Source organism: Winogradskyella arenosi (genome assembly GCF_003337305.1).
GTDB lineage: Bacteria > Bacteroidota > Bacteroidia > Flavobacteriales > Flavobacteriaceae > Winogradskyella > Winogradskyella arenosi.
Window position 1 is genome coordinate 675,381 of the sequence record NZ_QPJO01000002.1, and the last position, 14,796, is coordinate 690,176.

11 protein-coding genes are annotated in these 14,796 nt (G+C 36.1%); 6 read left to right on the plus strand and 5 right to left on the minus strand.

Annotation, left to right across the window (positions count from 1 at the left end; translation table 11 throughout):
* The first annotated feature begins 17 nt into the window (after positions 1-17).
* The 4 genes from pyrR (at position 18) to DFQ08_RS07670 (ending at position 2,917) form a co-directional block, all read left to right on the plus strand.
* Positions 18-557, plus strand: coding sequence for a bifunctional pyr operon transcriptional regulator/uracil phosphoribosyltransferase PyrR (pyrR, locus tag DFQ08_RS07655; protein WP_114309698.1), 540 nt, complete (start codon positions 18-20; stop codon positions 555-557).
* Positions 558-683: 126 nt separating this feature from the next.
* The gene (locus DFQ08_RS07660) at positions 684-1,613 is read left to right on the plus strand and encodes an aspartate carbamoyltransferase catalytic subunit (protein ID WP_114309403.1); all 930 of its coding nucleotides are present in this window, start codon (positions 684-686) and stop codon (positions 1,611-1,613) included.
* A gap of 3 nt (positions 1,614-1,616) precedes the next feature.
* Positions 1,617-1,949: a ribonuclease Z gene (locus DFQ08_RS07665; protein WP_114309405.1), complete on the plus strand. Its 333-nt coding sequence runs from the start codon at positions 1,617-1,619 to the stop codon at positions 1,947-1,949.
* Between the two features lie 59 nt (positions 1,950-2,008).
* Complete coding sequence (locus tag DFQ08_RS07670) at positions 2,009-2,917, plus strand: ribonuclease Z (protein ID WP_114309407.1); 909 nt, start codon at positions 2,009-2,011, stop codon at positions 2,915-2,917.
* Here the strand turns inward: DFQ08_RS07670 and DFQ08_RS07675 are convergent.
* Positions 2,904-3,323 carry a hypothetical protein gene (locus DFQ08_RS07675; protein ID WP_114309409.1) on the minus strand — a complete coding sequence of 140 codons (420 nt, stop codon included), beginning with the start codon at positions 3,321-3,323 and terminating at the stop codon, positions 2,904-2,906. The two genes, DFQ08_RS07670 and DFQ08_RS07675, sit on opposite strands and share 14 nt — an antisense overlap.
* An 82-nt stretch (positions 3,324-3,405) precedes the next feature.
* Here DFQ08_RS07675 and pdxH point away from each other — a divergent pair, with 82 nt between their 5' ends.
* Both pdxH and DFQ08_RS07685 read left to right on the plus strand, forming a co-directional pair.
* The gene (gene pdxH / locus DFQ08_RS07680; RefSeq protein ID WP_114309411.1) at positions 3,406-4,053 is read left to right on the plus strand and encodes a pyridoxamine 5'-phosphate oxidase; all 648 of its coding nucleotides are present in this window, start codon (positions 3,406-3,408) and stop codon (positions 4,051-4,053) included.
* Positions 4,054-4,276: 223 nt separating this feature from the next.
* Positions 4,277-4,774 carry a CAP domain-containing protein gene (locus tag DFQ08_RS07685; protein WP_114309413.1) on the plus strand — a complete coding sequence of 166 codons (498 nt, stop codon included), beginning with the start codon at positions 4,277-4,279 and terminating at the stop codon, positions 4,772-4,774.
* A 1,011-nt stretch (positions 4,775-5,785) separates the two neighbouring features.
* Here DFQ08_RS07685 and DFQ08_RS07690 read toward each other — a convergent pair.
* The 4 genes from DFQ08_RS07690 to DFQ08_RS07705 form a co-directional block, all read right to left on the minus strand.
* Complete coding sequence (locus DFQ08_RS07690; RefSeq protein WP_114309415.1) at positions 5,786-7,717, minus strand: OmpA family protein; 1,932 nt, start codon at positions 7,715-7,717, stop codon at positions 5,786-5,788.
* A 13-nt stretch (positions 7,718-7,730) separates the two neighbouring features.
* Positions 7,731-8,666, minus strand: a complete 936-nt coding sequence (locus DFQ08_RS07695; protein WP_114309416.1) for a PorP/SprF family type IX secretion system membrane protein — start codon at positions 8,664-8,666, stop codon at positions 7,731-7,733.
* 14 nt (positions 8,667-8,680) lie between these two features.
* Entirely contained in the window at positions 8,681-14,380 is a 5,700-nt protein-coding gene (locus DFQ08_RS07700; RefSeq protein ID WP_114309417.1) for a DUF6923 family protein, read from the minus strand.
* A gap of 81 nt (positions 14,381-14,461) precedes the next feature.
* Positions 14,462-14,647, minus strand: coding sequence for a hypothetical protein (locus DFQ08_RS07705; RefSeq protein ID WP_114309418.1), 186 nt, complete (start codon positions 14,645-14,647; stop codon positions 14,462-14,464).
* Positions 14,648-14,796 lie beyond the last annotated feature (149 nt).

The following is a 14,796-nucleotide window of genomic DNA, read 5'->3' on the forward strand; positions in this document are numbered from 1 at the left end:
TAATGCTAGGAAACGATATGAGTCAAAAAGTTTTACTTAACTCTAAAGAAGTCAATATTACCCTTCACCGATTGGCTTGTCAACTCATTGAAAATCATGATGATTTTTCTGAAACGGTATTAATCGGTATTCAACCACGCGGAAAATACTTAGCCGATCGATTAGCTAAAATGCTTAGTGATGACTATAAGATCAAGGATATTCAACTCGGACATTTAGACATTACCTTTTTTAGAGACGACTTTAGACGCGGTGACAAACCTTTAGAGGCCAATACCACCAGCATCAATTTTATTGTAGAAGATAAAAATGTTGTTTTTATAGACGACGTATTATATACAGGTAGAAGTATACGATCTGCCCTTACCGCCATTCAGTCCTTTGGACGTCCAAAAGATATAGAATTACTAACCTTAATAGATAGACGTTTTAGTAGACACTTGCCTATACAACCTAATTATAGAGGCCGGCAAGTCGATGCTATAGACAACCAAAAGGTTATTGTAAAATGGCAAGAGAATGATGGGGAAGATGCCGTGTACTTGGTAGATAAATAAAACCGATCATGATGTTGATAGAACAGACGCTGTAAATCAACATGGGATTTAGAATTAAGACAAACATAAAAGTAAATTGCTAAGGACCTATAACTAAGGCTCACTAGCTAATAAAGACTGAAAGAAATGAGCGAATTAAGTGTCAATCACTTATTAGGAATTAAATATCTTACTAAAGAAGATATCGATCTTATTTTTGAAACCGCAGATCAGTTTAAGGAAGTCATCAATAGACCTATTAAAAAGGTGCCTTCTCTAAGAGATATTACCATTGCCAATCTGTTTTTTGAAAATTCAACACGAACAAAATTATCTTTTGAATTAGCTGAAAAGCGACTTTCAGCAGATGTGATTAATTTTTCGGCGTCTCAATCTTCAGTTAAAAAAGGAGAAACCTTAATAGACACCGTAAATAATATCTTATCTATGAAAGTAGATATGGTGGTGATGCGGCATCCTAATCCTGGCGCAGGGGTGTTTTTGTCTAAACATGTGAATGCCAGTATTGTCAATGCCGGTGATGGTGCTCACGAGCATCCTACACAGGCCTTATTAGATTCGTATTCTATAAGAGAAAAATTAGGGACTGTAAAAGGTAAAAAAGTCGTTATTGTTGGTGATATTTTACACAGTAGGGTAGCACTTTCAAATATTTACGCCCTGCAGTTGCAAGGTGCAGAAGTGATGGTTTGTGGTCCTCAAACCTTACTTCCTAAATATATCAAAGATTTAGGGGTTAAAGTAGAGACCAATTTAAAGAAAGCCTTAGAGTGGTGTGATGTGGCTAATATGCTTCGTGTACAAAACGAACGTATGGATATTAGTTATTTTCCTTCAACAAGAGAATATACACAACAATTTGGCGTTAATAAAGAACTATTAGATAGCCTTAATAAAGAGATTGTTATTATGCATCCCGGCCCAATAAACCGTGGTGTAGAAATTACAAGTGATGTTGCAGATTCTAAACAAGCTATTATTCTCAATCAAGTAGAAAATGGAGTAGCGGTTAGGATGGCTGTAATTTATCTTTTGGCGTCTAAAATAAAACAATAGATTATGATTATAGATAGAGACGGTAACACTACCATTATTACACAAGAAACAGCTTCAGTTAAAACCTTAGTTAGTAATATTGAAGCGGCATATGATACCCATAAAAATTATCATCTCATCATTAAATTATCGAGTTTAGAACAGGTCGCTTTAGAAGAGGTGGTAGAGTTTTTACGTTTAAGTAATAACCACAGAGCCGATAAAAAGAGTTTTGTTATTGTATCTGAAAAAGTAGACCTAGATCTTGTTCCTGTAGAAATGGTTGTAGTACCGACACTACAAGAAGCTTACGATATCATTGAAATGGAAGATATTGAGCGCGACTTAGGATTCTAAATTCTTCTTTAAGGAGATGACTCTAAAAGTTTGTTCCCTATAATCCTTTACCTGTATCAATGAAACTAACAATTCTAGGTTGCCATAGCGCAACACCACGGACCAATACCAATCCCACAGCTCAGATTCTTGAAATAAAAAACCATATGTTTCTTATTGATTGTGGCGAAGGTACTCAAGTAGAATTAAGGAGGAATAAGGTAAAATTTTCACGGGTTAAGCATATATTTATTTCTCATTTGCATGGCGATCATTACTTTGGTTTAATTGGTTTAGTGAATACCTTTAGTTTGCTAAATCGTGAAACTGAATTGCACATCTATGCGCCCAAAGGTTTAAAAGAGGTGATAACCTTACAGATGAAATTGTCTGGGAGTTGGACCAATTATCCGTTAATATTTCATGAATTAAGTTCTAAAGCGTCTGAGTTAATCTACGAAGATGATAAAGTAGAGGTGTATACCATTCCTTTAAAGCATCGTATTTATACCAATGGTTTTCTATTTAATGAAAAGGAAAATGAGCGAAAACTAGATATTAATTTGGTCAGAGAAGCCAATATTGATGTCGCCTACTACCGAAAGTTAAAACAAGGTTTTGATGTGGTTAACGAAGATGGTGTTTTAATAAGTAATGCTAAAGTAACCAAAGATGCGGTGCCACCTAAGAGTTACGCTTATTGTAGTGATACGGCTTACCATGAGGCCATCGTGCCGCTGATTAAAAAAAGTACGGTTTTGTATCATGAATCGACATTCTTAGAGAAAAACGAAAAACTATGTCTGCCTACACGCCATAGTACGGCAAAACAAGCGGCTACAATCGCTAAAAAAGCCGAAGTAGAGACTTTAATCCTAGGGCATTATTCAACCCGTTATAATGGTTATGAGGATTTTAAAACGGAGGCGCAAACGGTTTTTGAAAATGTTGTTCTGGCAAAAGACGGAAAGGTCTTTAACTTTGATTAAATTCTCGTAATTGCAACATCCAATCAATAGCTTCTTCCAAGCTACGACATCGCTTTAAACTTTTACTGAAAAATTGTTTTTCTAAAGAAGCATTCAGATAACTGAAATCGGAATAGGTGACAATTGCCGAGGCGAGAAAGGTATCATACTCATTATTAAAGTCCACCCACAATTGCGGATCAAAAGAATAAGAATTGTAACGATTGGCAATATATCCAACCTGTATTTTTTTGTCTATGAGTGCACTAAATTTGGTGACTAATTCTCCGGCGATCTCATAATTAACATGAACACCTTCATTAAATTCTGATAATAAGAACCGTTCCGTGAGGTAAACCGTTCCGAATGAGAAACACACTTTTTTATATTCCAAAAGGTCGGAATATTTACTGTCTTCAAACTTCATTTATAGGGATTAATGCTTAAATTTATGGGTAAAATATTAATTGTAGAAATATTTTTTTAAGAAAAATATAAATTTAATTGTAATGAATACAGACCTAGGTAATTATAGAAAATCTTACGAGAAACAAGAACTTTTAGAAGCCTTCATTGGAGATAATCCTATGGAATTATTTCAGAAATGGTTTTATGAGGTCGATCAGAATTTTGATGTGGAAGAAGCCAATGCGATGACGGTGTCTACAATAGGTCTAGATGGCTTTCCAAAAAGTAGAGTAGTGCTGCTTAAAAAATATACTTATGAGGGGTTTATTTTCTATACCAATTATAACAGTGAAAAAGGAAAAGCGATTGTAGCAAATCCGAATGTTTGTATTTCTTTTTTCTGGCCTTCAGCCGAACGGCAAATTATTATTAAAGGGAAAGCTGAAAAGATTTCAGAAAACTTAAGTGATGGCTATTTTGAATCCCGTCCGCGTGGCAGCCAATTAGGCGCCTTAGTCTCCCATCAGAGTGAAGTGGTAAAAGACCGCTCTGAGTTAGAGAACCAACTAAAGGCCTTAGAGAAAGCCTATGAAGGCAAAACCATAGAACGTCCTAAACATTGGGGTGGATTTATAGTAAAACCTGTAGAAATGGAATTTTGGCAAGGACGTCCTAATCGTTTGCACGATAGAATTCGCTTTCAATTGCAAGAAGATTACAATTGGAAAATAGACCGATTAGCCCCTTAAATTAGAAGTTAAAAATGAGCAGCGTCAGTTTTTATATATTTCCGATGAAATGCATGATTTTGACGCTGTAATTCATTTTTTTTGACAGAGAAAGTGTATTTCATCGATTATTTGCATGAAAAGACGATAAAATGCACGTTGTTTATCGATTTTAACATTTTATTAACAGTTTAGCTCAGATGTGAGGTTAATTTAGCAGTCCCAAACCTAATTAACCTACATTATGAAAATTACTAAACTACTGCCTTTCGTGGCTGTTTTCGCCCTACTTAGTATTACTTCTTGTGCAACTGATGCTGCAGATGACGCTTCTTTAAACGCTATTGAAGTTCCTGTTGCTCCTGATGCCAAAGAGATTGAAATTGAAATCATGGAGCTTATTAATGCGTATAGGATTAATGAAGGTTTAAATACGTTAACAAATAATACAACGGTAAAAGCGGTTGCTTCTACACATACGGAGTATATGATTGAAGTAAATAACGTTTCTCACGATAACTTCTTTTTAAGAAAACAAAGTTTACAAGCAAATGCCGATGCAGATGTGGTTTCAGAAAATGTAGCCTATGGTTTTAGCTCTGCAGAATCTGTAGTTAACGCTTGGATTGCAAGCCCTGGACATAGAGATAATATTGTCGGAGATTACACGGATTTTGATGTGTCTGCAGAACAGAATAGTAACGGAAAATGGTATTTTACCAATATGTTTATTAAACGATAAGCATTTCCCTTTAGGTTGTAGTAAACGAAGAGATTGTAATAAATCGTTTTGAATTATAGACTCCAGGAGTATCCGTTAAGTGATGCGTTGAAACTCTAAAGTCTTAAAGCGTCAATTTTTTTAGATATAATAATGGGTCTTAGACTCTATTTAGAAAGTATAGAATTTAATATTCTATACTTTTTTTTGTTTAATAGCTTTGGTATAAGCATATCATTTAACGTAGAGCGAGCGTTAATGTGTTTCCTTTTAGTAGTGAAGGATAAAAGCCGTCTAAGAGGCTTTTCTTTTAGAGGTGATATTAGTATTCTTTTTAAGTTTAACTAATCTTATAAGCCTATTTAAAAGTCTTATGCCGTTAGAGTAGGGGGTGCTCATAGGTGTTTTTCTATATGTCATAGTTCTGTAACGGGATTTTGAATATACCGTCATCACTCCTCTCATTCCGGATTTTATAGCCTACCCCATGTAAATCTTGAATTTCTTTAGGGAATTAAAATACAGGACTGGATTTACAATGGTCTTACCTGAAATGATTGATTAGTTTATAAGGCGCATAAGGAATTTAAACCCGAGAATAATTGAAGGTTTAATTGAGAAATGGATACCATTAAATATGAAGTCACGACTATAAAAAAAAAGTCTAAAAATTCCATAGCATGAAAAAAAACATAGACGAACACTTTTTGTAAGGAGTTATTATATCACTACTAACGGACGGCCATTCCTGCGGAATATGCTTACTCTGTTTTATTTCTTAAGTTAGATACGTAACCATAGAACGAATCATGAACTATCGTCTTATAGATTTTAAGTTAAATAGGGTTATATGGCTATGATGGTTTTTAAGCTGACGAGAATAAGGGGGGGAGATCGATTGGGCTAGGTCGTAGAATTTTGACGCTAATGGGCCTTTAAGATTCGTTTATAACTATCTCTTATAAAAACAAAAAAGCAAACTCATTTTTGAGTTTGCTTTTTCTCTTAGTATAAGCCTTATAGTTAGGAGACTTATTCTTCTTTATCTTTATTACTATCGATAATGTAGAAGTAAGAACGTCTGTTTAATTGGTGTTCCTCTTCTGTACATTTTACACCATTACCACAATCGTTTAATAACTGTGTTTCACCATAACCAATGGCACTTTCAATTCTGTCTGGACTTATATCTCTAGATAAAAGATAGTCTTTAGTCGATTTAGCACGACGGTCAGATAATTTTAAGTTGTACTTATCACGACCTCTACTATCGGTATGCGATTCAATTTTAATGACCATATCAGGGTGCTTACGCATCACATCTACAATGTTTTCTAATTCATATTCGGCATCCGTTCTAATGTTCCATTTGTCAAAGTCGAAGAATATTGGGTTAATGACAATTTGATCTTCAGAAATTAATGGACTTAAGGTTAAGTCTGCAGTATGAACTTCTTCATTGGTATTCGTCGTTGTTAACGTCGCCTTATCATCTTTATAATCGGCCTTACTACCTAATACGGTATAAGTCTGATTACAGTCTACATCAAAGCTATAAGTACCGTCAGCCGTCGTTGTAACCTCTTCAATAATTTTACCTGTTGCATCAATGAGTTGAACTTTTACATCAGCAAGAATAATATCGGTTCTCGCCTCTCTAGCAGTACCTGTAATTTGTTGTTTACATTCTGTTACGGTGTAACTATAAATATCATCACTACCTTTTCCACCAGGACGATTCGATGAGAAATATCCTTTTTGGTTGTCGTTATTAATAAAATATGCAAAATCATCATAACCACTATTGAAAGGAGCTCCTAAATTCACAGGATCTGAAGCAATCTCTACTTGTAAAACATCAGATTTAAAAATATCTAATAAACCAAGATTTAAATGTCCGTCTGAAGAAAAGTATAAGGTGTTATCAGCGGCCACGAATGGAAACATCTCACGTCCTTCTGTATTGATTCCTTCACCTAAGTTTACTGGAGATCCATAAGTGTTATCATCGTTGATTTCTACCGCATAGATATCGGTTTGTCCAAAACCACCTTCACGATCCGATACAAAGTATAAGGTTTTATTATCCGGACTTAAAGCAGGGTGACCTGTTGAAAAGACATCATCATTAAAAGGTAATTCCTCTACATCATCCCAAGCACCGTCTACTAATGTGGCTTTATAGATTTGAAGGTGAGTGGTTCCTTCTTTATCGTATTCTAAACGGTTACGTTTATTAGTATTGTCTCGTGTAAAATACATGGTCTGCCCATCATTAGTAATTGCTATAGAAGCTTCATGATAATCGGTATTAATATCCATAGCATTAAGTGAGGTTGCAGAACCATAAGATTGTGACCCATCGTCTTCATCAGTGACTTCAATTTCAAAAAGATCTAAAAAAGGTTCTTTATTCCAGTTGTACACTTTTTTATCATCATTGTTGGCAGAGGCATAGTAAAGTGTGTTACCAAACATATATGGACCAAAATCTGAGTTTTCAGTATTGAAATCTAAATTTTCAATGGTTACAATAAGCTCATCATTCTTCGACGTTAATTTATCGAAAATGTCAACTTCATCAGGGTTGTACCCTTTAAGTCTGCTATCACCTTGTTGAGCATCACTTAATTTCTTAAACCAAACATCGGCTTCTTCATAGTTACCAATACTTCGTAAAGATTGAATATACTTATAGACAAACTCTGCTTCAATATCGTTGTATTGGTTCAAAGCTTTTTCATACCAGTATACAGCCTTCTCAGAATTAGAGTTGTTATAGTACGCATCTCCTAAACGTGTTAGAACGTGAGCACTTTCATCTCCCTTTTCATAGGCTTTTTCATACAATTCAATGGCTTTTACATAACCATAATTTTCAAAGAATTTATCGGCTAGTTTCGTTTGTGCAAAAGACAAAGAACTGCTTAAAATTATTACGAGCGCTAATATTTTAATCTTCATAATTGGGGTCTTTTTAGAAATATCTAGGCGATTTTATACGTTTACTTTTAAATACTTCAAACATTAATAATACTTCATGGGTACCACTAGTGTAAGGTTTAAGATCTGAAACTGGGTATTCATAGGCATAACCAATGCGGAGTTGCTTAGAGATTTGGAAATCTGCAATTCCTCCAATAGCTGCGGCATATTGATTAACTCTATAGGCACCTCCTAACCATAACTTTTCATTGAATAAGAAGTTGGCCGAAAGATCAAATGATAATGGTGCACCATTCGTAGCTTTCAATAGGGCAGAAGGCTTAAGTTTTACGCTCTCACTTAAATCGAATACATATCCACCGGTGAAATAATAACTGATACGTTCTAAAGCTACATAGTCTACAGAACCGTTACGACCATTATTATAATCAGTGTTTAGAATTCTTGGTGTTGATAACCCGAGGTACCAACGTGAAGAGTGTAAATACAAACCAGCGCCAATATTAGGACTCCATCGGTTAGAGACATCGTTAAAGAATTGATCACTTACAACAGAGGGATCTGTTAAAAGTTCTTCATCTAAACTGTAATGTGTTAAACCTCCTTTAATACCAAAGGCTAATTTAACAGTTTCAGTCGCCTGAATGGTATAAGAATAATCGGCATAGAGGTATGAGAAGTTCTCATAACCCAATTTATCGTTGATAAATGAAAGGCCTAAACCCATATTTTCATTACGTAATGGCGTATGTATAGACAGGGTTTGCGTCTCTGGTCCTCCATCTAAACCTACCCATTGACTTCTATGTAAACCTACAACACTTAGTGTTTCTCTACTTCCTGCATAGGCAGGATTAATCGAAATCGTGTTAAACATGTATTGGGTGAACTGAGGTAACTGCTGGGCAAATGCAGAAGATACACTCAAGAATAGTACCGCAATACTTAGAATTTTTGATAACTTCATCGGTTAAGTTTTTATTAATTTGTAGCTACGTAGATAGGACCTGCTATTGGTTCTAATCCACTATTTTTTAAGTTAATAATGTAATAATATGTACCAGTTGGGACTTTCCCTGAACTTCCAATTGATGACCCATGAGCTTCACCAGCCCAGTCATTTCCGTAATTGTTAGACTTGTAAATCTCAGCTCCCCAACGGTTGAATATTTGTAATTCAATTACAAATCCACAATCTTCAACACCAGTTACAGTAAAGAACTCGTTAATATTGTCTCCGTTAGAGGTCACCGTTTTAGAAATTACAACATCATCTTCTCCACAAGCTAATACTACACAATCGTCATCTAAAGTAATTGTCACTTCTGCAGTTATAGGACAAGCTTGGCTGCTTGCGTCATAACTAAAGGTATATTCTCCAACCTGTGCCGAAGAAGGATCAAAGATACTTCCATCTAAAGTCGCCTCTCCAGAAACAACAGTCCAAGAACCGTTAGTTTCAAAATCACCAATTAGTAAGTCAAATAAATCAATTTCACTATCTAAGATACATAGATTAGCATCTGTTCCTACTACTGTACTTGTCAATTCTACAGAAATTTCTTGTGTGAATAAGGCTTCATTTCCACAGTCGTCAATAACAGACCACGTTCTTGTGATAATGTAATCTTCAGAAGTACTTGTTTGTGTAGACTCCTCAGTAAAAGAAACGTCAATATTACTTGAACAAGAATCTTCAAACACTAAACTAGGCACCTCAGGAATATTATCGCAAGTTACACTCACATTCGCTTCAAAATCGGTTAATACCGTTGGTGGTGTATTATCTTGAACGGTGATGATCTGTGTATGTACAGCATCGTTTCCACAAGCATCAGTCGCTGTCCAAGTACGTTCTATAATGTAGTCTCCTACACAAGCTCCATTTGTAATAACTTCCTCATAGCTTACCTCTGCTGTACCACAGTTATCTGAAGCTGTTAAGGTCTCTGCCGTTGGTACTGCATTACACTCTACGGCTAAGTCTGCAGGTAAGGTTTCATTAAATGAAGGAGCAGTAGTATCTTGAACCGTAATGGTCTGTGTGTAGCTTGTTGTATGATCACAAGCATCAGTCAATGTCCATACTCTTGAAATTTCTGATACCATAGGACAAGAACCGTCTATAACCGTATCTGTATAGGTTGCTTCAAGTGCAGTAACACAGTTATCCGCTTCATCCGTTACGTCTCCTGTAATTGATAGATCGGTAACATCCACATCACATTCTACAGTGATATCTGCAGGAACTGTAAAGGTAGGCGCCGTAGTATCTTCAATCGTAATGATTTGTGTTAAAGAGGTCGTGTTTCCACAAGCATCCATTAATGACCATTCTCTAGAAATAATAGACAGGCTAGGACAAGTTCCGTCTTCTACTGTATCTGTAAAGCTAGCTTCTAATCCAGTAGCACAGTTATCCGTTTCATCCGTTACATCTCCTGTAATTGATAAATCTAAAACATCAACACCACATTCTAAAGTCACATCAGCAGGTACTGTAAAGGTTGGGGCTGTTGTATCTTGAACTGTAATAATCTGTGTGTAAGTCGCTGTGTTATCGCAAGTATCGGTTACAGACCAAACTCTAGATATTACTGAAAGGCTAGGGCAAGTACCATCTTCAACTGTATCCGTGTAAGTCGCTTCAAGGTTTGTCGCACAATTATCGACTATATCAGTAACTTCTCCTGTAAGATTTAAATCAGTCGCATCAACATCACACTCAATAGTGATATCTGCTGGCGCTGTAAATGTTGGAGCCGTTGTATCTTGTACCGTAATGACTTGCGTATAAGTTGTTGTATTATCACATGCATCCGTTAATGACCATGCTCTAGAGATTAAAGATACGGTTGGGCATGTTCCTGCTTCTACAGTATCTGTGTACGTTGCCTCAAGTGCAGTAGCACAATTATCAGCTTCATCTGTAACATCTCCTGTGATAGTTAAATCAGTAACGTCTACATCGCACTCTACTGTAAGATCCGCTGGGACTGTAAAGCTTGGTGCCTCAGTATCAGCAACAGTTATAGTTTGCGTACATTCTGTACTATTTATAACGTTAGTTTCATCCGTATCATGAACGCCATTTCCATTGGTATCTTCATAAGATATAATACTGTAGGTACGCGTTATTGTTTGCTCACATAAACCTTGATCTTCGCTGTTCGTTGCTGTAATTACAATAATACCACAAGCATTATCTCCAACCATTCCATCAGCGTTTCCTAGCGCTTCAAAAGCATCGATTGTATACGCTGTTTCCGTTGGTAAATCGCTATAACATGCTACAGTTGTTGGTTCAAACGTAGGACATGTCACTTCAAACTCACAACAGTTTGGTGCAACACCTGCTAAGGTGATAAGGTTACAAGTATTTACATCTTGAATTTCGAAGTTGTAATCTTGATCACTTGGTAAAGCTTCAGACGTCCATGTAAAGGTATCGTTATCATTTTCAATCCAAGTTCCTGTTGGAGCCATTCCATTTATTGTAAATGGCATTTCTCCTGTAAAAGTAGCGCTAACCGTGTAGGTTGTTCCATCATCAGAACAAGTAATTTCTTCTTCAGCTACTAATGTAATATCGGCTGTAAAGTTTACTGTAACCGCAAAACGCTCTAAGCTAACACAACCTAAACTTGTTGTTTGTGTGGCGTAGTAAGTGTTACCATCTACTAGAGCCTCAGTAGCCTCAAGTGCTGTAGTGCTGTCTGAAGTTGCATACCATTGGATATTTTCTCCTGTTGCCATTAAATCCGCAACAGTTGGATCGCTAGATGCACAGAAATCTTGATTTGCATCTCCTGTTGGTGCAGTAGTTTCATTAACACTCACCGTAATTGTTGCTGGCATAGATGATGTTGCAATGATATCTGCCATAACGTAGTCTACAGATGTTCCTGTAAATGTTGGTAAGGCTTCAAATAATACAACGCCATTGCTTCCTACAGTAAATGTACCTTGTCCTGCAATCGTTACAGTATTAGTAAGGTTTGACGTTACTGGGTCTACAAGTTGAACCGAGTTAGGGTTAAGCTCATAGGTTCCAGAAGTATCATTGTCTAAGACATTAATATCTACTGAAGTTTCTTCAGAAGTAAGACATACATAGTCGTCAATCGCTACAGGAATCGTAATTTGTGCAGGACAACGTGCGCCATCACCAGGATGAACATCGATAAGATTACTATAATAAGTTGCTGCTAAATTACCGTTATGTGGAAGTGAAATCTTATAGATGTTTCCAGATTGGTTGTTCGCCACATACATATTTCCTAAGGCATCCATAAAGGCAGTACCAAAAGAGTTATCAGCTTCAGAATTTAAACCTGTTACCGAACCTAAATCTTCTAAGACATTGGTTGTGGTGTTAAATCGAAGTAACTTTTTAGCCGGTGTACTTGTCATCATGTAGAGGTTACCATCTACAGGATTAAAAGTAAGGTCATTAATAGTAACCGAGTAATTTAATAAGGTTGTAGATTGTAAGTAGTTCGCACTTGAAGGATTTAAATCTATAGAAACAAATTTATTTTCACCATGTAAGAATAAGATACCATTCTCATCAACATCACCAGAACTGTAGTTTCCAATATCGAAAGCGCCAACGATTGGTAAAAATTCAATATTTCCAGAAGCGTCAATTTTTACGATATTTCGAGTTCCTTGTTGTAAGCCGTAAATATTATTATCAAAAACATTGTATCCTATACCATTAATAAATTGAGACCCCGAAGTATCTTCAATCAATGGATACTTAATAAGACTTTGACTGTTTGTATTTAAATCATAAGTGTATAGACCGGAAACGTAATTTTGCTGTCCGGTTCCCGTGTTGATAATGATGTAAGCAAATCCGTCTTCACAATCAAAAGGTGTATTTAAACATTCAGAAGGAGAGTCTCCGCTTAAGACTAAGCTTTCACATTCATTTTCAATCGTTACATTATAAACTTCAACAGAACTATCAATAGGACCTGAAACCCAAGTTGTAGTACCATCATTATTAGCTGTAAAAGTTCCTGACTGACCATCTCCGGTCGCTGTAAAAGGTGCTGTTCCTGTAAAGGTGGCTTGAATGGTATAAGACGTACCGTTCATGACTGTACAGTCTGTTTTTTCAGGAGCTATTAATGTGATTTTAGGAGCGTAGGCAACCGTAACCGCAAATCGTGTTGTGCTTTCACAACCTTCAGCACTAGTTTGAGACGCGTAGTACGTTTCTCCAGCATCAACAGTTTCTGTTGTACTTAATGGAGTTGTACTTGTTGCAGAAGTATACCATTGAATATTTGTTCCATTGGCCTGAAGGTCGGCAACCGTTAAGCTTTCGCTCTCACAAAATACTTGTGTTGCTTCACCTGTTGGTGCTGCTGTATCGTTTAAATTAATGGTAATAACCGCAGGGATAGAGGTAAAACCAATAACATCTTTTATAGTATAACTTAAAGAGGCTCCTGTAAAAGTCGGTAAAGCTTCAAAGGTTAATTCTGCATTAGCACCTAAAGTAAATGTACCTTGCCCAGCAATAGTTACTGTAGTTGTGGGTTGTAATGTTACCGGATCTATAAGTTGAACCGAATTAGGATCTAGAGCATAAGTTCCTTCAGAGTCATTAGTGGCGATATTAAAGGTCAATTCACTCTCTGAAGCGGTCATACAAACGCTATCGGCAATAGCCATTGGTTTTGTAGGTTGAGACGGACAACGCGCTCCATCTCCAGGACTTACGCCTGGTAAATTGCTGTAAAAAGTTGCTGTTAAGCCTCCTAAATGAGGTGTCGCAATTTTATAAGTGTTTCCAGAAGCGTTATTCGCAATATACATATTTCCTAAGGCATCCATATAAGCGGTACCAAAAGAATAAGAGCTTTCCGAACTTAATCCTGAAACCTGACCTAAAGTGGTCATGGTATTGGTAGTTGTATTGAAACGAAGTAATGTTCTGCTGCTAGAACTCGTAATCATATAGATGTTATTATCTACAGGACTAAACGCCATATCATTTATAGATACGGAGTGTTGTAATAAGGTATTAGCAACTAAATAGTTTGGACTTGTGGCGTTTAAATCTATAGAAACAAAGCGGCCTTGACCAAATAAATATAGAATTCCATTTTCATCAACATCTCCTGAAGGATAATTAGTGCCAACAAGACCAACAATATCTAATAACTCTATATCACCATTACTGTCAATTTTCACCACTTTATCACTTCCTTGTAAATAGCCATACAAAAAATTGTCAACAACATTGTAACCAATGGCATTAACAAACTGTGAGGTGTTTGTGGTAGCGATTAAAGGATCTTTAATCACTGAAAGTGTGTTGGTAGAGAGGTCAAAGGAATATAAACCCGTAACATTTCCGTTAGGACTGCTCACGTTGGTTAAGATATAACCAAGGCCATCTGCACAGTTAAAGGCTACATTGGCGTTTCCGTTGACTTCAATTTGTAAGTCATTGTAGTCTGAAGCGCGATACGCATTCAAACGCGCGTTCGTTAAATTGATGTCCTCAGAAGGAACATTAATAGTCTGAGATGCGCTATGACGCAAAGGTTTTACACCTTGTCCATAAGATTGGAGACTCACCATCATTAGACCGGCGAATAACGCTAAGGTCATCAAAGGTCTAAATGGTATTTTCGATTTGGGATTGTATAAGTGTTTCATCGTAAACTTTTTTAAGTTAACCAGGCTATGATTGCTTTAAAATTTGATTGTGTGATTTAATTAAGGTAAATATTGGTAGCGTTATATTGTTTTTAAATTGTGATTTAAGAAAAGGCATTGAACCGTAAGTCCATGGTTGACTTTTATAGCAGTGTAAAAGTCTTCAGTATGTTGTTTATAATGTTTTATAAGTAATAGCGCTAAGTCTAATAAAGCAGACTTATAGCGTTTAGTCCCTATTAATATTTTGGTTAACATAGTTTTCATACTTAATATTGATTAACAAAATTTTTATAGTCGCACTGCGATGTTTTATTTTCAATTTTTATATTATATCAATTCTTTATTAAACATATGTTGTTTAATAACATCATTAAATATTTTGAGGGAGGGAATTTTGTTTTGTAAGACTAGTA